We start from the raw sequence: 21,673 nt of genomic DNA, 5'->3' as shown, positions 1-21,673 counted from the left end.
AAACGGATGGTTTAACTCTTCTAATCAAACCTAGACACCTTAAGAACACCCGATACCTTGGATAAATTATCAATAAGCTTCTCTAGATGGTTGGTACTATCAACGTATAGCTTAATGCTGCCTTCAAAGATTCCTCGGTCAGAATCAACAGTAATTGAGCGCATATTTACTTTCAACTCATTGGAAATCACCTTTGTAAGATCACTGATAAGCCCAACTCTATCGGTGCCTATGATTTTTAGCCCGGCCAAAAACGCAATTTGCTGCTGACTGGTCCATCTCGCTTTGATCACCCTATTGCCATGATTGGACATTAGTTCCAATGCATTGGGGCAGGCCGTTCTATGAATTTTTATCCCTTCATTCACCGTCACAAACCCAAAAACGGCATCTCCGGGAATAGGGTTACAGCATTTTGCCAAAACATAATCCACGACATCCATGTCTTCACCTATCAAAAGTTGATCATGTTCCGGACCTTTTAAGTTTTTGATTTCTTTAGTAAAGGACTTTTCATCAGTAAAGTTCAATTTAGGCCCCTTCTTGGATTTCTTTTGTTGCTTAAAGTCTTTGAAACTTTTGATAGCCGTGGCATCTATGATTCCTTTACCTACTTTATAATAAAATTCTGTAGTCGTCTTGGTTTCAAAAAATGCCCGCAATTGTTCCACAGTCTCTGAGGTAAAGTCGAGCTTCATTTGCTTTAGCTTTCGCTGAACGATTTCCTTTCCATCCAGCATATAGCCTTTTTTCTCCTCCTTTAGGGCATCTTTAATTTTCGCCTTGGCCCTTGATGTTACTACAGACTTTAGCCAATCTTCACTAGGCTTTTGTTTGTTGGAGGTAAGGATTTCAACTTGGTCACCATTTTTCAATTTATGTCCCAAGGAAACCAGCTTTTGATTTACTTTGGCACCAATACACTTGGCTCCAACCTCAGTATGAATTTCGAAGGCAAAATCCAAAGCAGTGGCATCAAAAGGCAGGACTTTAAGGTCTCCTTTGGGGGTAAATACAAAAACTTCATCATGAAAAAGATTCCCCCTGAAATCGTCCATAAATTCTATGGCCGAACCGTCATTGTTTTCCAATAATGTCCTTACCTGGGTAATCCATTCATCCAAACTGCCGGCAGCTTTCTCCGGGGCATTTTCTTTTTCTTTGTACTTCCAGTGTGCAGCATAACCTCTTTCGGCAATGTCATCCATCCTTTGGGTACGAATTTGAACTTCAACCCACTGCCCTGTTTGGCTCATGGCTGTAGTATGCAAAGACTCATATCCATTGGCTCTGGGGGTACTAATCCAATCCCGCAACCTATTGGGGTTTGGCCGGTAAAAGTCAGTAACTATTGAATAAACCTGCCAACAAGCTGCTTTTTCATTTTCGTAGTCAGTATCTATAATGATCCTAATAGCAAACAGATCAAACACCTCTTCAAAGGGTATGTTCTGTTTTTTCATTTTATTGTAAATGGAATAAACTGATTTTGGCCTTCCCTTGATAACAAAGTTAAAACCTTGTTCTTTCAGTTCTTTCTCAATCGGGGCAATAAAAGTTTTGATGAATTTATTCCTAGAAACCCTGGTATCGCTTATTTTTTTGGAGATAAAATCGTAGTCCTCTTTGTCCATAAACTTGAGGTATAAATCCTCAAGTTCAGACTTTATAGAATACAGCCCCAGCCGATGTGCCAAAGGTGCATAAAGGTATTTAGTCTCCGAGCCGATTTTAAGCTGTTTGTGCCTTGGCATGGAATCCAAGGTCCTCATATTATTAAGCCGGTCGGCTAGTTTTATAAGAATCACCCGTACATCGTCAGATAAGGTAAGCAGCATCTTCCTAAAGTTTTCTGCCTGCTGGGAGGAACCATAATCAAAAACTCCTGCTATTTTGGTAAGCCCGTCTATGATCTGGGCCACCTTAACACCAAATTCTCTTTCGATATCCTCCAGTTCCATATCCGTATCTTCCACCACATCATGTAGCAAGGCGGCGATGATACTGGTTGTCCCCAGTCCAATTTCCTCAACACAAATAAGTGCAACCTCTAAAGGGTGATAAATATAAGGTTCTCCTGATTTGCGGCGCATTTCTTTATGAGCTTCGCTGGCTACATTAAAAGCTTTCTTGATTAATTTGGCATCACCGGGCTTAAGCAATGGTTTTGCCAATCTCAAAAGTTTCCTGTAACGTTTGAGAATCTGTTTGCGCTCTTCTTCTATATCAACTTTGATCATACGATACAAGTTATAAAATTATTCTAGACTAAGGAATCAAAATCTTAAGTAAAATTTTAATTTTTTTTCACCCAAAGTATTGAATCTTTAAAATTGATTATTACCTTTGCATCCACATTAAAAAACAAGCCAACAAAAACTCTTGCTGGCAAAAGATAGGCTGGGACTATGGGATTTATTTCCCCGGTTATTACAAAAGGTAATAAAAGTAGACAAGCTGAAATTATTTATTTGCGGATGTGGCGAAATTGGTAGACGCACTAGACTTAGGATCTAGCGCCGCGAGGCATGGGGGTTCGAGTCCCTCCATCCGCACACCCTTTAAATCCCTCGATCTTGATAGCTACCTTTAGGTAAGTCAGGATGGAGGGTTTTTGTTATTGGTAAACATTAAATTCAGATCCCTTGGAAATTACAATAGACAAGCATGCTGCCAATGAAGCCTCAGTGAAAATAAAACTTGGGGAAGCAGATTATCAACAAACAGTTGATGCCAAAATAAAAGATTACGCAAAAAAGGCGAACATCAAAGGGTTCAGGCCCGGAAAGGCACCATTCACAATGGTAAAAAACCTTTATGGCACATCAGTTTTAGTGGAAGAAATCAATTCCATTTTGTCAAAATCCCTAAATGATTTTTTAAAGGAGCAGGATATTGAAGTCCTTGGAGACCCTTTACCATCTGAAGAAGACGGTAAAAATATAGACTGGAAGAAACAAAAAGATTTTGAGTTCGAATATAAAATTGGCTTTGTAGAAAATCTTGAATTAAACCTTGAGCAGGATTTGGACGCTAAGGTTTATGAGATCACACTTTCAGACAAGGAAGTAAATGAGGCCATCGAAAATATCAAAAAACAATATGGTAAGATGACCAACCCTGAGGTAAGTGAAGAAAATGATTTTCTTTACGGAGACCTTAAGGCAGACGATGGATCTTATGAAGAAACCCTTTCCTTGCCTTTGAGTAGTTTGGATGGCAGGTCTGTTAAAAAGTTTTTGGGAGTAAAAAAAGAAGACAGTATTTCCTTTGATCCTTCGAAAGCAATCAAGGGTGATATAGCTGAAGCCCTAAATATCAGTAAAGAAGCTGCTGAAAACCTTAAAGGAGATTTCACTTTCACTGTTCAAAACATAAACAGAACTGAGGAAGCGACTTTGGATCAGGAGTTGTTTGACAAAGTTTTCGGTCCTGATCAGGTTTCATCAGAAGAAGAATTTTTAGAAAAGGTTAAAACAATTCTTACTGAAAATTACCAAAAAGAGATTAAGGTATTCAATGAGGAGCAGATCAAAGACGCTTTGATTTCCAGTCACAAGCTTGATCTTCCTGAAGCATTCTTAAAGGAGTGGTTAATCAAAGCCAATGAAGGCAAAGTCACTGAAGAGGATGTTGCCAAGGAATTCCCAGCCTATACCAAACAATTAACTTGGTCTTTGATTTCAAATAAGATCTCAAAGGAAAATGACATCAAAGCAGAACATGAAGATGTTATTGAGAAAACCAAGGAAATGATACGAGAGCAGTTGGCCTCATCCGGTATGGGTGCACAACTAGAAGACAATATGGACATGTTTTTACAAAACTACCTTCAAGGCAATGAAGGTAAGAATTACATGCAAATGATGACTTCGGTGCAAAATGAAAAAGTCCTTGATTTTGTCAAGGACAAGGTCAAATTGAAAGAAGAGAAAATAGGCGTAGAAAAGTTTAAAGAACTTCTCGAAAACTAATTCCTGAAATTTTTTGTTCATAAAAAGTCCTTATCTAAGGGCTTTTTTTATTTTTGTAATATTAATCTTAGAGAAAAGTAAAAATGAATAGAGAGGAATTCAGAAAATTCGCAGTCAAAGGCCAAGGAATCAGTGGCAATACTTTTGACCAATATATCCACTCTGTGGAAAACATGACCCGTGCAGTCATTGAAGAAAGGCCAACCAATTTCAGAGAAATAGATGTTTTTTCCAGACTGATAATGGATAGGATTATTTTTCTTGGCACTGGTGTAGACGACAATATAGCCAATATTATTACCGCACAATTGTTGTTTTTAGAGTCTGTGGATGCAAAGAAAGATATCCTATTGTATGTAAATAGCCCGGGAGGATCTGTATATGCAGGTTTAGGGATTTATGACACGATGCAATACATAAGCCCGGAAGTAGGTACCATATGTACCGGATTAGCCGCTTCAATGGGAGCAGTATTACTAGCTGGCGGTGCCGCAGGCAAACGTGCTGCCTTACCTCATGCAAGAGTAATGATCCACCAGCCTTCAGGAGGGATGCAAGGTCAATCCAAAGATATGGAGATCTCTGTAAGGCAAATTTTAGAATTGAGGCAGGAGCTTTACGAAATTCTTGCCCAGCACAGTGGAAAAAGCATCGAACAAATTGAGATTGACTCAGACAGAGATTACTGGATGAGGGCCTCAGCTGCCAAAGAATACGGCTTAATTGATGAAGTTTTGACGAAAAAAGTAAAATAAAAACTGAATGGCGCAAGTAACATGTTCATTTTGTGGGAGGAATAAGAAAGATGTGGACCTAATGGTTTCAGGCATTTCTGCGCATATCTGTAATTTCTGTATAGAACAAGCCTTCCAGATTTTAGGGGAAGAAGACAAGACGAAAAAGGATGCCAAACAACCTAAGTTCAAACTGAAGAAACCAAAAGAACTTACTGCCTATCTGGATCAATACGTCATTGGGCAACAAGAGGCTAAAAAAGTCTTGACTGTAGCGGTCTACAATCATTATAAAAGATTGGGCCAAAAGCAGGAAGCAGATGATGTCAAGATTGAAAAATCCAATATCATAATGGTGGGTGATACAGGTACAGGTAAAACTTACTTGGCCAAAACACTTGCCAAAACACTTGAAGTGCCTTTTTGCATCGCAGATGCAACTGTTTTGACAGAGGCAGGATATGTGGGTGAAGATGTAGAAAGCATTCTTACTCGTTTGCTCCAAGCAGCAGATTACAATGTTGAAGCTGCAGAGCGAGGGATTGTTTATATAGATGAGCTTGATAAAATTGCCAGAAAATCAGATAATCCATCCATCACTAGGGATGTAAGTGGCGAGGGTGTTCAGCAAGCAATGCTTAAATTGCTGGAAGGCACCACCGTAAATGTTCCACCTCAAGGTGGAAGAAAGCATCCTGACCAAAAGATGATCTCTGTAAATACAGAAAACATTCTGTTTATTTGTGGTGGAGCTTTTGACGGCATCGGTAGACATATTGCCGGACGTTTAAACACCCAACCTTTGGGATTTAGTAAAAAGACCAATGCTGATCTGATCGATAGGACAAATTTGTTGCAATACGTAACAGCCCAAGATCTGAAGGCGTTTGGCCTAATTCCTGAATTGATTGGTAGGCTTCCTGTGCTGACTCACTTGGATCCATTGGACAAAGATTCGCTAAAATTGATTCTTAGAGAACCAAAAAATGCCTTAACCAAACAATACATTAAGCTTTTGGCGATGGAGAATGTAACTTTAACATTCGAAGAGTCTGGCATTGACTTTATTGTGGAAAAGGCAGTAGAATTCAATCTGGGAGCCAGAGGGCTAAGGTCAATCTGCGAAGCAATTATCACGGATGCCATGTATGAACTCCCTTCTGAGGAAGGTCAGCACAACTTGGTGATCAATGAAGAGTATGCCCGAACACAATTTGAAAAATCTAAATTTAAAAAGCTTCAGGTAGCTTAAGCTGATATATTTTCATAAATAAGCCTTGCAGTTTCCTGCGAGGCTTTTTTATTGCCCAATAGTTTTCTCATTTCTGAATAACCCTCCAAAACCTTTTCTCGTTTAGGCCCATCTTGTAAGATACCTCGAAGTTCTGAATTAACAGACTCCGGTTCATAGGCGCCTTGAATCAATTCTTTGACCACCTCTCTGTCCACTATCAAGTTTACCAAAGAGGCAAATGCCACTTTTATTAGTCGCATTCCGATGGCGTAAGAAATACGACTTGTCTTATACACCACCACCTGAGGTACATTAAAAAGTGCCGCTTCCAGCGTAGCCGTACCGGAAGTAACCACCGCCGCTCTAGCATTCCGCAGGATATCATAGGTTTCTTCATAAACGACCTGAATACCCGCCTCTTTAGCCAGCTCATAGCTTTCTGAAGGCAAGTTTCGAACTCCGGCAATTACCCAGTCCACATTCTGAAAATTGTTTTTTAAGGCAATCATGGTGGTCAACATCTTGTCTACCTCTTGCTTTCTACTCCCGGGAAGAAGTGCAATTAAAGGTTTGTCTCCCAAATTATGCCGACTTAAAAAATCCTGATCCGGCTTGAATTTACTGATCTCATCTAAAAGAGGGTTGCCGACATAATCCACCTCCCAATCAAATTTTCTAAAAAATTCAGGTTCGAAAGGTAAGATAGTATACAGTTTGTCTACATTTTTCTTGATTCCATAAGCCCTCTTTTGATTCCATGCCCAGACTTTTGGAGAGATATAATAGTGAACCTTTATATTATTTTTAGTGGCAAAGGTTGCCATTTTCATATTAAACCCGGCGAAATCGACCAAAATCAAGGCGTCCGGCTGGTAGGCTAACAAGTCTTTTTTTACTGCAGACAAGTACCGGTAAACCCTTCTAAAATGCACCAGCACTTCCACAAAGCCCATCAAAGCCATCTCCTTATAGTGGGCAAAAAGCGAACAGCCCGCCACCTCCATGTATTCACCTCCCATGCCCCTAAACTCGGCCTCAGGATCTTTTTCTTTTAAGGCTAGCAGTAGATTTGAGGCATGCATGTCTCCTGATCTCTCTCCGGCAATTATATAATACTTCAAGGGCAGCTCATTTAAATGGGGTTTGGGCATTTACTCCCCATAATATTCTACAAAATTCCGAGGGGTTTCATACAAGGTCAACTTATAAAGCCGGCCATCCTTAACGATTTTATCCACACGAGGCTGAAGGATTTTCCAAAACTCCATGACCAAATTCTCACAGCTAGCCATTTTCCCTTGCATAAAAGGGACATCTATATTAAGATTTTTATGATCTACTTTATCAATGACTTCCTTCCGAATAAGATTGCTTAGCTGTTTCAGGTCTACTACAAATCCAGTATCCTCATCAGGCCTCCCCTTGATCGTGACAATCAGTTCAAAATTATGCCCATGCCAATTCGCATTGGAACAAGGTCCAAAGACCGATTTATTCTTTTCCTCAGACCATTTCGGATTCCATAATTTATGGGCTGCATTAAAATGCTCTTTCCGACAAACGTGTACCATTTTTTCTTTTCAATTGAGGCCACAAAGTTACATAAAAAAGATACAAATATCACTGCTTTGTTATTTGGATACCCATTTCTTCTGTTTAGTAAAAACAGCCTTGTGAAACAACTCTTTTCTATTTGGGTGATAACGGATTAGAAAAGCTTTTCCTCATGCTAGATTCCGTTGGTTATTTGCGTCAGTTCCCGGAATTGATGCCATGAGTCGAAACAATCTACAATCCCGCACAAAAGCATTTCAGCCCTTTTAAAAGATCATTTCTGAACTAAGATGATGAATTGATAGCACACTCTCACGGCTAATCAATCCATGTTCACGAAAAAAATTTTAAAAAGCGCTAAAAATAAACGGTATTAGATTTAAGAATATTAAAAGATAGACATCCAATTTACATCAAACACAGTTAATCTATTTTCTAATTTAAACCTATTACCCCATGCAAAAACCCTCAATCTACCTAGTATTTGAAAAACTAAGTTAAAGCTAACATGAGTAAAAACGATCTAAGATAACGTAAAGCTTTGCCCTAAAACTCATTAAATATTAGGACAAATGTCCGGAAGAAGCGACTTATGTCGCTCCTTGCCCACTTTGAAATTGGGAACACCTTAGAATTCCCAGACACCTTAATGGTAATTGCCTTTTCTCGAAATCAAATTTCACCAAGGTTCAAATTAACTCCCCCTACAAATAATGGAGCTTGGTAAAGAAAGAAATAAGGTAACCATCAATCACTCCAAATAAAACCACTATGTGTTATAAAAGAACAATAGCAATCAGCGCACTAATCTATTTCTTTCTGACTTTCACAAGTTCAGCTCAAGATACATTAAGCAATGTATTACAGAAATCGTTTTCTATTGGCTTTCAGCTAGGCTATTCAGCCAACACACCTTCCGGTGCTGCAAAAAAAGGGTTAGAAAACATGATCTCCACTTTTGAAGGAACAGTAACTGATAACTTTAAAGTGGAAGGAAACCTGCCTTATCAATACCAGCCGGTTATTGGCTTGTATGCAAATTATACTTTCAACAGAAAAGTATCTTTTGGCACAGGAATAAACTACACCAAGAGAGGGTATACCCTGGAAGCAAATGGGACTGATAAAGACCCTGAATATCAGTTTGACCAATTTTCAACCTACACAGAAAAATTTAACCTAACCACCATAGAAGTCCCACTTTCTATTCATTATAAACTGAATAGGTTATTCTCCTTGGGAGCAGGCCTCCAACTAGGCAGTGGTTTGGGAGAAAGTTCAAAAACAACCACATCCATCAACCAAAGGGTAGAAATCAATGGAGTGTCAAATGAAGATTACCCGGAGAAAACGACTACGGCAAAAACCAGTTCAGCAGAAGCGGTAATCACACCCTATTTTGGCTATTTCGCTTCTGCAGGTATTGCATTAAGCAAGCGTATCGAGTTGAGGCTGTCTTTATTGAAAAGCGGTGCCTATGCTGAGACACCTTATGGACAATTGTCAGACACTTCAGCGATAGTCTCCTTAAGGTTTGGCCTACTTAATCTATAATTCCTTTAACCCCCTATTAATATTCAAAAAATGAAATCTCAACTAAAAATTATACTCGCAGCATTCATTGGATTTCTAACCCTTTCTTGCACACCTGATGAAGGAGCAGAAATAGATACCAGACTACTGGTAAAACAGCCCATTGATCCAAATACCCAACCCAATGAATTAAATAAAGAGCTTATAATTTACGGTGAGCTGGAGGAAGGGAATATGCCTTCGGCCAAAAATCCGGATCAAATAAAGATAACCGTATCTATCTCTTCAGCGCTGATCACCAATGACAACTTTCTCTTTTTACCTTTTGCTTTTGATTCCAATGAGGAATTGAAAGGGATTTACATAGAAGTAGCAGGTGCTCAAGAACATTGGAATGCTCCTGTGGAGCTTGTAAATCCTACTGACAATAGTTTCGCGGTAGCCATTGGTATTCCCAGTTTTATTCAAAAAGGTAATTTTGTAGTCGCTTACAGCATCTATGACCAAAATAACAATATCAGTGAGAAACAATCCATCAATGTCTCCATAGTAGATTCAGAAAATAGGTGTGGAAATGGCCAATCATTTCCCCGAGTAAATGGGCAAGATGGCATTACAGTAAAGACCTATGATATGGGGGATTTACCAGGAGTAGTAAACATTTCCTATTTTATGTACACCCAAAAGGATAGAATGGATGTGCGGTATAACGGAGAATGGGTGGCAAGTACAAGCCCTGTTTTACTAGAGGGTGGTCAAGCACCACCGTTTAAATTATGCAGAGAGGCCTCCCCTACTGATGGGTTTGTAAGTTCCGGTGGCACCTTTTCCATTCCTTATGACCCTCAAATAAGTCGAGAAATAAGTATTTATGTTTCAGGATGTTTAGAGGGTGGAACCCTATGGTTTTTTGATGTAAACTGCCCAGAAAGTGGAAACCCCACCACCCCGGTTAATACAATTTGTGATAATGGTCAGTTACAGGATGTTTTTGACCCTTCACATGAGAATTACCACATTTACCCAAAAGAAGGAGATGAATTGGCAACAGAAATCTGTGATCCAAGCATAAATCCGGATTGTACCGTTTCAAGTGTTTTCAATGCCATGCTTCAACAGGCCAACTTTATCGCCCCAACTCCTGACAATTCACCGGTAGAAGATTGTAAATTAACTTGGGTAGAAATCCTGACTCCTACCAACCCGGTTATCACAAAAATTAATTATTTTGAAAATTCTGTCACCAACTATACCATGGCCAATCAAGTAGATAAGTACGGGTTTGAAAGGTCCCATCTCCTGCATCCCGGCAAAGTGACAAGAACGGTAGAACTGATAGATGGGAAGGTAGTCGTATCAACCAAAGGTGAAGGTACAGGATGGGCCGCTTCAATCAATACTTTCTTTTCCAAAACAGTTTGGAAAAGTGTGGATGAAGACCTAAAAGAATTCTATAACCAGTAATCTCAACCGGCATTAATCAACCTCACTAGTTTAAGCTATAATTTATTTAATAAAAGCCTCCTACCTATTTTTGGGATTAATTGCTCAAAAGTAATTAGGGGGCTTTATTAAAAGTCTTCCTTGAAGAGTAAAGCTGAATTTAAAGAATGATAAATCAATCTATTCTCGTAAAACCTTAAAAGATAATAATTCTCCTCCTGCCTGAATTTGTAATAAATATAATCCAGAGGGGAAATTAAAATCCATCAAGTATTCTATTGCCTGCTCCTTTTTAAAAAAAGTATCCGCTAATTTTCTTTTTCCTGTAACATCAAACAAGCTGACCTTTAATTCACCTAAAAAGTCGTTATTGATAAACAGAGATAGCCGATCAGATACGGGATTGGGACCTATGCTATATCCGGCCCTGGTATTTGGATTCAGATCACCGGATCCGGAAATGACAACCACATCGGAGATACGGTTGCATTGATTGTCAATAACCGCCACTTGATAGGTTCCTTCATCAATGGCAATATAAGACCTGGAAGTGGCATCTGTAATTGGCACCCCATTCCTGTACCACTGATAAGATGCTGCAGGCAATTGAGAACTTAATTGAGAACCATTCACCACAATTACAGGCCTGTCCAAGGTATTGGAGGACACTGAAATGCTTTTTTGAAAAGTCTTTATTCCTGAAGGACCAGCGGCTTCAAGGGATATTTGATAAGTTCTCGAAAAGTTAAACACAAAGGTAGGATTTTCGAGGTTTGAGGTTCCAAGGCCGGCAAAACTCCAATTCAGGGTACTAATATTCCCTTCACTTAAGTTTATAAATTCTGTAATCCCTCCGGCACAATTGAAGCGTACATCAAAGTTTACGAAAATAACATCTTCACAGGAAATATTACTCCAATTGTCGGCATTAACTACTGAAGACTGTGGATCCAGGTTAATGACAGCCTCTCCTAATAAATCCACATTCTCAACGCTTAAACCTTCAAAACAATACTTGGTATAGACATCATGGAAAATAGAAGCCTCACCTGTGGCAGTAATCAGTGAATTTCCTCCGAGGTTATCTTCGTGACTAATCTTTTCCAAAATAGTTAAGGTAGCCCCATCATTTAAAGTTAATTGAGTATCCCGTTCCAAAACCAAGCTATTAACAGTAGTTGATAGCTGTTCTATTTCAGTATGTCCTGAAAGAACCAGATTTTCAAAATCACCTGATGCAAGGATAGCCAAATTCTCCCCACTATTGGTTAGGTTGATGCCCGGTAATTTTTGCAGATCCTGATACAATCCATTTGTACCTAAAAAGAGTAAATGTAAAGGTTGATTGACCATTGCGTTTTCCTCAACTATCCATTGCTCACTAAATACAATTGTAGTTAAACTTCCATCGATTTCAGCCCCTTCCAATAAGCTGAAATCAGCTACAAATACACTGTCGACCAGAAATTCAACATCCGCAGAATGAATGCTTAGAACATCCAATTCAGGCAATGCCAATACTTGCCATCTACCTGCAATGATCTCTATATCCACTTCCGAGAAGGTAATTTGACCAAAGTCAACAATACTTTCCTTTTCATCCACTCCATCCAAAAGAATGCTCCCATTTTTAACCTCCATATTTTGGTTACCTGAGCGGAATCCATTTATTACAATTAAATTTTGCTGGTTTAGATCCAATACATGGCGTTCATCACCAAAAACATTTAGGCTGAACACCTTAGCCTCTTCATTTAACTGTATTACCTCCCCATTATCAGGTTGATCAATCACAACCCGGGTACCTTCATCAGGAATTATCCCTGCACTTGGACCATTCGAAGAAAGGGACCAATTGTCAGGGTTCTCCCATTCCTCATTTCCTCCAATCCAATACAAAGTACTGGTTTGCCCATCAGTGACACCTGCAGAAAAAATCATACTAAAGTCTTGTTGCCCATTGACAAGGTTACCTTTATGATTGATTTGTAAAGTGTATTTCTGTGGGCTTGGGTTTTCAATCAGTATCTGTTCTACATTGTCTCTAAAATTATCACTATTCCTTGAGGCTGCTGCTCCAGAGCCTTGTGCAGGATTTAATGACCAAGGATAATATACTGTTCCGTTCTCATCCACAATTCTCATGTCCAGGTCATTAACCAGCATTAAATTCCCGGGATTTAGCTGCACAGGCGCTGGGGAGCCTGCCGGATCTGTCCAAGCGATGGTTACCTTTATCGGATCCACCCCATTGGAAATAAATTCAATTTGATAATCTCCATTGTCTTCCAATTGTAATTCTCTCATTACTTTGGAGCTACCATCTTCATTAATGATTATATCTGCAGCGGCTTTTGCATCTAACAAACCCCAACCGAACATATAATCAGGTCCCGGATCAATTCCTGCCTCCTTGGTGGTGTGGATGGCAAGTGCTTTCAAAGTGGCTGAACGCATGTATCTACCGGAATTTCTCTGATGATACAATTCCTGCAAAAGCATCAATGTACCGGTAACATTTGGGGAAGCCATGGATGTCCCACTAAAAGTAGCATAACTGTCACCACTCCCATCGTTGGAAACGGAAGAACTAAAGACATTCACTCCCATGCCCACAAAGTCAGGTTTAATACGGCCATCATCTACCGGGCCCCAACTAGAAAAACTACTCATAAAAACATCCGAAGGGGTACTATAGTCTTGAAGTAAACTTACAGCCCCCACGGTAATATTATTTTTGGACACCCCTTCCGGACCGATTGTATCTTCAGGCCCATCCGAAGGTTTAGAGCCATCTCCCACATCTGAACGATCGTTTCCTGCAGCCCAAACAATGGTATAATAAGGCTTGGCAAAAGTCAACTCATCTATCTGTCTGGATTTGGAAGAATAGTAACCAAATCGATAATCTTCTTGGCTACTTACCCCCTCATTTCCTGCCCAACTCCAATTTTGATTACTGTCTCTATACCAACCAATAAGGTTGCCATAAGAGTGATTGGACACCAAATGCCCGCCGGGATTAAGCTCAGGATCATAGCTATTTTGAGTCATTTTAGATATATCAGCATCCCAATTGAATGCCCAACCTGTCGCTTCTGTTGCCATTCCTTTGGCATTTGGATTGTTTCCAGCGGCTAAAATTGTCCCAGTAACATGCGTCGCATGATTGCTTATTTCCTCTGTAGAACCATCTAATTGGGTTACCCTATTTCCAAACTCATTGTGATTGGATTTAGGTCGAGTTTGATCGTAAACCCCAACAATCATGTCGCGACCGGTGAGCCCCAAATTTAAGCTTCCCCCCTCTTGCAATGCATCGGTTTCTGTGGCCTTGGCAGCTTTCAGGTTGAATGTAGTAAAATAAACGGGATGAGATGTTTCATCTAAATATTGAAAAGTCGCGGATTGATTATTGGCCAGATTGATCCTAAGTGGAATCCCCATGGTCTTTGAAATGCGCATCTTTTCTTCGTTGGTAAGGCTATGCCTGCCTACACTTTCCTGTAATTTTTGAAAAACACCGGATCGAACCTTTTTCATTCCCTCATCAGAGAATACCGGATTTTGTCCATAGGACTCCCATGTTAATAAAAGAAAAATGATTAAAACGATACTCTTTCTCATCCGATTTGCTTTGTTTGATCGGTCACAAGGTTTCACGAAACCTTAATCCCTTTACTGTTACAAACAGTATTTCATCATTTTTTCCCCTTCCTTCCCCCTTGCACAATCTCGGGCCATACCCGTTTAATCGCTAATGGCCAAGCCTCGGGCAAAGCGCTTTACCTTGCGCTAGAGGTCTATTCTTTTCTATATCCTTTGCCAGTATTTCTCACAAAGAATTCTACATTATAACTTCCTCCACAATTAATTCCCTGAAGGGGTAAGGGTGGTAATGCCACTCAGCTCGGCCACCTCATTTTCCCAACTAATCCTAATGGTTCCATCGGCATTTACCGTACCGGATCCTGTGAATACTGCTCTATCAAATACATTATCCGCTTGCTCTGTCATGGTAATTTCTCCACACAATTCAGAAAATACTGCAGGATTATCATTCTCTCCGTATAGTTCGGAATATACACCACCTGTGATGTCTGATATCCTATAGGTAAATGGCTCTAACTCTGATATGGTTACTTGATAATTCACTGTTCCAAAAGAACCTACAGTGACCGAAGTATAAATTCCGGCAAGTTCAGAAGGACATGAAAGCCTAATTTCTATAGTCAATTGATAGTAATTGGTACTGATTTTAGTTTCTCCGGCATCGATTATCGTCAACACAAGATCAGGCAGTTCATCACTAGCCAAATTTCCTGTAAGAATTTCTATAGGAACATCCACAAAACTACTATTGGCAGGAATGGTAACTTTATTTGTTTCCAAATTGTAATGCACTCCTTCTATTGCTGTAGAGGTTGGGTCTACGCCCAGTTCCACTTCGATTGGAGTATTGACCTGAGCCCCCACCAAGTTAATACGTACTTGCTCTTGGTCCACCTGATTGTCACTGGATTTGGTAACGATTTTCTGAATGGTATTATTGGGTAATGAAGCTTCGTCAAATTCCACTTCCATTCCCTCCCACAGGATATTAAAGCCTGAGTCTTCCATGCAAGAAATATTCCCTACCATCAAACCTAGGAACAACAACCATCCGAATAGCTTATATTGTCTATCTTTTTTCATTAGTAGCCGGGGTTTTGTTCCAGTTTTTCATTCAATGTAATTTCATCCAAAGGTATATTCGACAAAATACGGTAATCCGTGTAGGGCACATCAAGAAACCCATCATGTTTGCTAATGTCTTTCCCATTTCTTTTCAGGTCAAACCAGCGGTGTCCTTCAAGAGCAAATTCCAATCTTCTTTCCAATAAAATACGGTTGAGCAATGCCTCTCCAGATAAGAGATTATCAATTGCCCCCAACCCTCGTCTGGAACGCAAGGCATTTATATCTGCACGTGCTCCGACAGGATTGGTTTCATACCTGGCTTCTGCCCTTATTAAATAAAGTTCTGAGGCCCTTAAAATAGGAAGGTTTTCCAAAAAATCTCCTTTATAACCAGTCCATTTCCTACTGGCATAAACATCTCCTTCGACGCCCTCCCTTGTGGTAGCTGACCAGCAGTTTTTTCGTACATCTCCTTCTTCGTAAGCAGCCATCAAATCATCTGAAGCCCCAATAATAAACTGTGCTGCAGGCTCATTATCAGCGACTAGGGAGTTCAATGAGCTATTCACACCTTCTCCATCTGACCAGTCTACGATTCTTAACTCTAATTCGAACAAGGATTCCGGGTGCGGAGCTCTGGAAAAACCTTGAACGTATTGGTCAGCTTCCAGCAAACCTTCACCATTGGTAAGTAAGCCCATAATTTCCATCGCATAAGATGCAGCCTCCTCTGCTTCTGCCATTTTGCCCCAGTATAAGTAAAGTCGTGCAAGGAGGGTTAAAGCTGCTCCGGTATTCGCATAATATACCCCATCAGAACCAATAGGGGCGTATCCCACCAAGGGAATGGCTTCCAATAAATCACTTTCTATTTGTTCGTATACTTCTTCAACTGTTGATCTCGACTGGTACTCATTGGCCTCAGAAGCGACTAAAGTTGGGGTTAATCTCATTATCGGCCCCAAATTGAACCCATTTATCTCCCTACCGGGTTCATATCCATAAACCCTGCACAGGTCAAAGTAAAAAAGTGCCCGCATAAAATAGGCCTCTGCCTTAATAAATGACTTTACATCTTCATCTCCTGAGACCTCTTCATCATCAATCCCTTCGATAATTAGGTTGGCATCATTTATTCCTCCATAGACAGCCAGTCCCCAAATATTGATATGGTCCCTATCACTATTGGCCTCTTCTCCTTGGTACCTTCCTGTATTGGCTATTGTTTTTAAATTGTCCGCCAATATTTCAGGGGCTATCATCATGGTTTGGCCATAATAACCGAAACTTGTAGCTCTATTGTACATGGAATTGGCAACAGACTGGTAACCGGACACATCATTTAATGCAACCTCCGGCGTTAGACTTTGCCTTGGATCGGTGGTCAAATCAGTACACCCAAACAAAAGAAAAGCTATACCCGAATAAACTATTTTATTTATCATCCTATCTATCATCTCAATTTCAAAAGGTTAAGTTGATACCTGCCGTCATTTGTTTGGAGCTAGGGTAGGTTCCATAGGTTGAACCCAATGAATTCACCTCAGGGTCCAAACCATTGTATTTGGTGAAAGTCCATAAATTTATTCCCTGAACAAATACATTTACTTCTTCAATCTTGACTTTATTCAATAAAGTTTTCGGTAAGTTATAATTCAAAGTCACCTGCTTGAGCCTGATATAACTCCCGTCAGAAACAAGTCTGGTAGAGGTCTGTTGGTAGCCTGAATGACCGGGTATACGCCCTCCCTCATAAGGAATAGGTACATTGGTTATTTGTCCCGGTTCTCGCCAAAAATACAATTGATCCCTCGTTTGGTTGTCCTGTCCGATGGACCCTGCTTGGGCCAGGTTATATAAATCCTGGTTGAAAGCTATATTCCCATATTGGTATTGGAAAAATACTTCTAAACTCACCGGCCCATATCTAAAAGTATTAGAAAGTCCTCCATATGTCCACGGTAAGGTACTTCCCAGGTACTTCAAATCATCATCTGTAACAAGATAGGTATATTCGCCATTTTCATCATAGTACATCGGGGAACCATTTGCCGGGTTTACGCCCGCATACTCATATCCATATAAAAAGGAAATGGGTTTTCCGACAATTAAGTCATTCCCAATCCGGTCTAAGCCTTCGTAAAGTTCTAACAATTCATTGGAGAAAATAGAAGTATTGAAACTTGAGGACCATCTGAACTTACCAATGATCAAATTGGTGGTCTGTATATCAAAATCTATCCCTTGATTACGTAGTTTCCCGGCATTTCTTGTGATGCTTCCAAAGCCTGAATCCAAAGGCAGTCTGGTGTCAAAAAGTAGCTTCCGAGAATCCTTCCTCCAAGCATCTAAGGTTACAATTATTCTTCCATTAAATAGGGTAGCATCTACGCCTAAATTAGTAGATACAGATTCTTCCCAAGTTAATAAGTCGTTACCCAGTTGAACAAAGCTTAAAGCTCCTCCTCCCAGGTATTGTCCTGCCGTACTAAGCAAGGTTCTAGATTCAAAATTGCCAATACTTGAATTCCCCGTGATACCGTAAGATGCCCTTAACCTTAGATTATCCACCCAATCGGTATTCTTCATAAAAGGTTCCGAAGAAATCCTCCAACCTGCAGACACCGCTCCAAAAGTCCCCCACCTGGCATTGCTACCAAATCTGGAAGAGCCATCCCTCCTTACGGTAAGGTCAAAGTTGTACTTGTCATCATAATCATATTTTGCTTGACCAAAAAATCCTGACCTTATGTATTCTGTATAAAATCCGCTTACATCAAAGGGGACTGCTGCATTTTGCAAATACCTCAAGACAGGATTGGGAAATCCACGACCTATTGCAGAATTGGTTTCTTGGGTTTCCTTTTTATACTCGTAACCTAAGATCCCACTAATGGTGTGTACCTCAAAAAGCGTTTTATCCACATTGAAATTGGCATTCGCATTTGAATTAACAATTCTTGCGTCTGCAAAATAGGAGGAGCCACCATAGCTGGCAAATATCGGTATAGTAGAAGGCCTGTTGTTTTCATCCCTATTGTCTGAAAAGTCCAATCCGGCAAACCCCGTAAATCCCAGCCATGGTAATATTTTGTAGTTCATATTCAAGTTAGACACTGACTGGTAACTTGTTCCCCGCCTAAGTTCCTCATTGACACCTTGCACAATATTGTATCCAAAAAGATGTTCGGATGGATATTCTGCATAGCTTCCATCCTCATTATAGATAGGTACATTGGGTCTGGCCGCATAACCTGCCACAAAAGGGCTATTGACAAAATTCCCTCGATCAATCGATCCATTGGTTACCTGTTTGGCAAGAGAAAAATTGGCCCCAATGGTGAGCCTTTCATTGACCTTGTGTGACAAGTTCATTCTGCCTGTAGATCTGGTATAATCCGATTGAATGATCTGACCCTGGTGGTAAGTATGTGAACCTGAAAGAAAAAACTTTGTGCGTTCATCACCTCCGCTTAAAGAAATATCATAAACACTCATTCGTCCATCCCTGTATAAAGCATCTATCCAATCAGAGTTTTGTAAATCAGTATCACTTGGGCTGCCAAAGATATTCTCTACTGTTCTGTAGTTGAGTCCTGCATTAATATATGCCTGACGCTTAATGGATGCAAGTTCTGAGGCATTCATCACATCATAGAACCCAATGGGTTGAACGATTCCTTCCTGGGCTGAAAAACGAACCTTGGTTTTTCCTAGTTTACCTTTTTTTGTGGTGATTAAAACTACCCCATTTGCCGCCTGGGCTCCATAAATGGCAGCAGCTGCAGCATCTTTAAATACCTCAATGGATTCAATATCGCTCGGATTGATGGAAGACAAAGCATTTTGGCTCCCCTGACCGGAAAGCCCTCCTGATGCAATTTGAACCCCATCTACAATATATAGCGGCTCAGTTCCGGCATTGATAGAGCCTACTCCCCTAACTTGAACCGTTAAAGTACCTCCCGGCTGCCCGGAACTGGAAGTAACTTGCACACCGGCTACCCTGCCTTGCATGGCTCTATCGAAGGATTGCATGGGAAGATCCTGAAAAATTTCTCCCTTAACGGAGGCTATGGCCCCCGTCACTTCTCTTCTGGTTTGGTCTCCATAAGAAGTTACCACTACCTCCGCCAGAGAAGTAACCTCCGGTTTTAGGCTGACATCAATCATGCTTCTATTGCCGACAAGCTCTTCCTGGAACTCCATCCCCACAAATCGAAACACTAGCACATTTTCATTTCCTTCAATTGCTATTTGATAGTCGCCGTCAATATCAGTAACCGTTCCACTCCCTGCACCTTTTACCTGAACAGTAACCCCAGGAATAGGCAATCCATCTTCGGACGATGTCACCGTCCCACGTATGGTTCTCGTTTGGGAATGCACCAAAAAATTAACGGAAAGAAGGGTAATAACTATAAGTATGGCTTTCCTCATATTGTAAAGTTGAAATAAACAATCAATCAATTTTATACAAATTCTTTGAACATTCCAATCAGATTCCTCAAGTAAAAAGGAGCTTAGACCAATGATCGTCAAATATTAACAATGTACTCAGGATAGAGTTTAAAAAAAATTCCTGCTTTAATTTCTTTTACAGTATAAAAACTTCTATCCTTCGGTTAAGCGCCCTATTTTCTTCTGTATCATTGGACTGAATTGGCTCAGTTGATCCCCTTCCTTCAATTTTCAGTCTCGTCGCAGAAATTCCCTCCTTTAGCAAATATTCTTTAACACTTTCAGCCCTTCGCAAACTTAACTCTGAATTGTATTCCGAATCCCCAATATTATCAGTATGCCCTACAATTAAAAGATTGACTTCGGGATGGGCAAGTAAAAACTTTTTTAGTTTTTTAAGAGAGCTTATTGATGCTTTCTTTAAGATCGACTTGTCAAAATCAAAGAAAATATTTTCAAAAATAAAGTGTTTTCCGGAAGCTATGGGTTCCAGTAAAATCTGAAAGCCAACTTTATTTCTTAAACTATCCCTATCTACATTATAAATTTTTGGCATGTACCCCTGCTTTTCTACGTAGAGCCCCGTTTTTTCCTTATCCGGGTAAATCATGGTAAAAGCCCCATCTTTTCCATCAGATTTAAAACTGTACATGGTACTGTCCCTTTCAAGGTCCACCAATGAAAGAATCGCTTCCACTGCTTCCCCTGTTTCTTCGTTGATCACCTTCCCTCGGGTGACAATCAATTTATGGCCTAAATCAATTTCTTCGGGAAATTCAAAACGATAAAGGAAAGAGCTATCTACTTTCCCCTGGTAATAGCTGTTTTCTGTATAATAGGCAAAATCTTTTTGGGCTGTAATGAATAATGCCAGCTGGTCTTTTTGGTCATTGATTGGAAAGCCCATGTTGGAAGGCTTCCCAAAACCTGTTCGACCAATACTACTCCTATAAATATCCTTAGCCCCAAATCCCGGATGTCCATCAGAAGCGAAAAACAAAACAGTATTGTTAAAAAATATAAAGGGGGAAACCTCATCCTTTTTGGTATTAATATTGGGACCTAAATTTTTGGCTTTAGACCAGGCACCATCATCAAGTCGCTCAGAAACCCAAATATCAATCCCTCCTTCGCCTTCCGGTCTATTGGATGAAAAGAACAATAAGCTACCATCTGCTGACAAGGAAGGTTGGGATTCCCAAAACCTGGTATTTACATTCCGCCCCATATTTACCGGACTTTGCCAAAGCCCGTCTACTCGTGCGGTGATGTATAAATCGCAGCTTCCATGGGAAGCAGGGGTATTGCAGGAAGTAAAAATTAAAAGATTCCCATCTGCCGAAATTGTACAGGTCCCTTCATTGAATCTTGTGTTAATTAATTCGGAGATGGACTCGGGACTAGACCAAGTCTCCCCATCGTGGTCAGAGAAATAAATGTCCTCATCTAGCTTCGCTGACATCCCATCCCTTTTTGTAAAAAACAAGCGTTTACCATCGGCAGTTAGTACAGGGAAATATTGAAGCTTGAATTGATTTAGAGGGCCGGGCAGTCGATTTTTACTAATGCTAATTGGATTTTTTATCCCTTCAGCGATGATCTCAAACTGTTGCAACTTCTCTAAATAATCCGCCGACTTCACAAAGTCCTCATCCAAAAAAAGGCGATTGGCATCAAAAGTATCCAAGGCCAATTGGAACTTGCCTTGAGCCAAGTAAATTTGACTTTCGATCCAGGCCAATTTACCTTTAAAAAAATCATTGGCTTTAATCGGAATTCTTGATTGCCCCTTTTTTGTAACCCGAAGTGCTTCCTCCAACATTCCACTGCTTAACAATACCTGGGCATGTTTGAGATAGGCCTCATAAAAATCAGTACTCCTTTCGTAGGCTGCTTGGTATTTCTCCTTGGCTTCAGGAAGCTGTTTTCTCTGCAGAAAAGCATTTCCTTCTTCAAAGTATTTTATGGCCTTTTTGTCAATTATAGAAAATTCCTGCCCCTTTGCTTGAAAACATAAACTTACAAACGATATGAGAATAAGGAATTTTCTAAACATGCTG

13 protein-coding genes and 1 tRNA gene are annotated in these 21,673 nt (G+C 40.1%); 6 read left to right on the top strand and 8 right to left on the bottom strand.

All coding sequences use genetic code 11. The features are described from left to right. Nucleotides 1–20: 20 nt before the first annotated feature. Nucleotides 21–2,240 carry a bifunctional (p)ppGpp synthetase/guanosine-3',5'-bis(diphosphate) 3'-pyrophosphohydrolase gene (locus Q4534_RS22010; RefSeq protein WP_303615314.1) on the bottom strand — a complete coding sequence of 740 codons (2,220 nt, stop codon included), beginning with the start codon at nucleotides 2,238–2,240 and terminating at the stop codon, nucleotides 21–23. A 233-nt stretch (nucleotides 2,241–2,473) separates the two neighbouring features. Between Q4534_RS22010 and Q4534_RS22005 the strand changes: the two genes are divergently transcribed. The 4 genes from Q4534_RS22005 to clpX all read left to right on the top strand — a co-directional run bounded on the left by Q4534_RS22005 (nucleotide 2,474) and on the right by clpX (nucleotide 5,960). Beyond that, a tRNA-Leu gene (locus Q4534_RS22005) sits at nucleotides 2,474–2,555 on the top strand. A gap of 90 nt (nucleotides 2,556–2,645) precedes the next feature. Further along, nucleotides 2,646–3,974, top strand: a complete 1,329-nt coding sequence (gene tig / locus Q4534_RS22000; protein WP_303615313.1) for a trigger factor — start codon at nucleotides 2,646–2,648, stop codon at nucleotides 3,972–3,974. A gap of 83 nt (nucleotides 3,975–4,057) precedes the next feature. Then, on the top strand, nucleotides 4,058–4,729 hold the full coding sequence (locus Q4534_RS21995; protein ID WP_014020877.1) for a ClpP family protease: 672 nt from the start codon (nucleotides 4,058–4,060) through the stop codon (nucleotides 4,727–4,729). 7 nt (nucleotides 4,730–4,736) lie between these two features. Continuing rightward, nucleotides 4,737–5,960 (top strand): ATP-dependent Clp protease ATP-binding subunit ClpX, encoded by a 1,224-nt coding sequence (gene clpX / locus Q4534_RS21990; protein ID WP_303615312.1) that lies wholly within the window; start codon nucleotides 4,737–4,739, stop codon nucleotides 5,958–5,960. Here clpX and lpxB read toward each other — a convergent pair. Next, nucleotides 5,957–7,063, bottom strand: a complete 1,107-nt coding sequence (lpxB, locus tag Q4534_RS21985) for a lipid-A-disaccharide synthase (RefSeq protein WP_303615311.1) — start codon at nucleotides 7,061–7,063, stop codon at nucleotides 5,957–5,959. The two genes, clpX and lpxB, sit on opposite strands and share 4 nt — an antisense overlap. Nucleotides 7,064–7,093: 30 nt before the next feature. Next, nucleotides 7,094–7,513, bottom strand: a complete 420-nt coding sequence (locus Q4534_RS21980) for a 6-carboxytetrahydropterin synthase (protein WP_303615310.1) — start codon at nucleotides 7,511–7,513, stop codon at nucleotides 7,094–7,096. Nucleotides 7,514–8,267: 754 nt separating this feature from the next. On the opposite strand from Q4534_RS21980, the gene Q4534_RS21975 reads away from it, so the two are divergent. Both Q4534_RS21975 and Q4534_RS21970 read left to right on the top strand, forming a co-directional pair. Continuing rightward, entirely contained in the window at nucleotides 8,268–9,050 is a 783-nt protein-coding gene (locus tag Q4534_RS21975) for an outer membrane beta-barrel protein (protein ID WP_303615309.1), read from the top strand. A 30-nt stretch (nucleotides 9,051–9,080) separates the two neighbouring features. Beyond that, a complete protein-coding gene (locus Q4534_RS21970) occupies nucleotides 9,081–10,493 on the top strand; it encodes a hypothetical protein (protein WP_303615308.1) in 1,413 nt (470 codons plus the stop codon). A gap of 159 nt (nucleotides 10,494–10,652) precedes the next feature. Here Q4534_RS21970 and Q4534_RS21965 read toward each other — a convergent pair whose 3' ends face one another. From Q4534_RS21965 to Q4534_RS21945, 5 genes are all read right to left on the bottom strand, one after another. Further along, nucleotides 10,653–14,099, bottom strand: coding sequence for a S8 family serine peptidase (locus Q4534_RS21965; protein WP_303615307.1), 3,447 nt, complete (start codon nucleotides 14,097–14,099; stop codon nucleotides 10,653–10,655). Between the two features lie 243 nt (nucleotides 14,100–14,342). Beyond that, nucleotides 14,343–15,167 carry a DUF4843 domain-containing protein gene (locus Q4534_RS21960; RefSeq protein WP_303615306.1) on the bottom strand — a complete coding sequence of 275 codons (825 nt, stop codon included), beginning with the start codon at nucleotides 15,165–15,167 and terminating at the stop codon, nucleotides 14,343–14,345. Continuing rightward, nucleotides 15,167–16,597, bottom strand: a complete 1,431-nt coding sequence (locus tag Q4534_RS21955; RefSeq protein WP_303615305.1) for a RagB/SusD family nutrient uptake outer membrane protein — start codon at nucleotides 16,595–16,597, stop codon at nucleotides 15,167–15,169. Before Q4534_RS21955 ends, Q4534_RS21960 begins: the two co-directional genes overlap by 1 nt. 19 nt (nucleotides 16,598–16,616) lie before the next feature. Then, nucleotides 16,617–19,592 carry a TonB-dependent receptor gene (locus Q4534_RS21950; protein WP_303615304.1) on the bottom strand — a complete coding sequence of 992 codons (2,976 nt, stop codon included), beginning with the start codon at nucleotides 19,590–19,592 and terminating at the stop codon, nucleotides 16,617–16,619. A gap of 157 nt (nucleotides 19,593–19,749) precedes the next feature. Continuing rightward, the gene (locus Q4534_RS21945) at nucleotides 19,750–21,669 is read right to left on the bottom strand and encodes an OmpA family protein (RefSeq protein ID WP_303615303.1); all 1,920 of its coding nucleotides are present in this window, start codon (nucleotides 21,667–21,669) and stop codon (nucleotides 19,750–19,752) included. Nucleotides 21,670–21,673: the final 4 nt, after the last annotated feature.

Source organism: Cyclobacterium sp. 1_MG-2023, from assembly GCF_030546805.1.
GTDB lineage: Bacteria > Bacteroidota > Bacteroidia > Cytophagales > Cyclobacteriaceae > Cyclobacterium.
This window is presented reverse-complemented; position numbering and strand designations above follow the sequence as displayed.

What these genes read in the sequence shown, in the direction of transcription:
- Q4534_RS21955 (WP_303615305.1), bottom strand. Translation starts at nt 16,597, where the DNA reads ATGATAAATAAAATAGTTTATTCGGGTATAGCTTTTCTTTTGTTTGGG.
- Q4534_RS21960 (WP_303615306.1), bottom strand. Translation starts at nt 15,167, where the DNA reads ATGAAAAAAGATAGACAATATAAGCTATTCGGATGGTTGTTGTTCCTA.
- clpX (WP_303615312.1), top strand. Translation starts at nt 4,737, where the DNA reads ATGGCGCAAGTAACATGTTCATTTTGTGGGAGGAATAAGAAAGATGTG.
- Q4534_RS21970 (WP_303615308.1), top strand. Translation starts at nt 9,081, where the DNA reads ATGAAATCTCAACTAAAAATTATACTCGCAGCATTCATTGGATTTCTA.
- Q4534_RS21950 (WP_303615304.1), bottom strand. Translation starts at nt 19,592, where the DNA reads ATGAGGAAAGCCATACTTATAGTTATTACCCTTCTTTCCGTTAATTTT.
- Q4534_RS22010 (WP_303615314.1), bottom strand. Translation starts at nt 2,240, where the DNA reads ATGATCAAAGTTGATATAGAAGAAGAGCGCAAACAGATTCTCAAACGT.
- Q4534_RS21980 (WP_303615310.1), bottom strand. Translation starts at nt 7,513, where the DNA reads ATGGTACACGTTTGTCGGAAAGAGCATTTTAATGCAGCCCATAAATTA.
- Q4534_RS21945 (WP_303615303.1), bottom strand. Translation starts at nt 21,669, where the DNA reads ATGTTTAGAAAATTCCTTATTCTCATATCGTTTGTAAGTTTATGTTTT.
- Q4534_RS21975 (WP_303615309.1), top strand. Translation starts at nt 8,268, where the DNA reads ATGTGTTATAAAAGAACAATAGCAATCAGCGCACTAATCTATTTCTTT.
- Q4534_RS21965 (WP_303615307.1), bottom strand. Translation starts at nt 14,099, where the DNA reads ATGAGAAAGAGTATCGTTTTAATCATTTTTCTTTTATTAACATGGGAG.
- Q4534_RS21995 (WP_014020877.1), top strand. Translation starts at nt 4,058, where the DNA reads ATGAATAGAGAGGAATTCAGAAAATTCGCAGTCAAAGGCCAAGGAATC.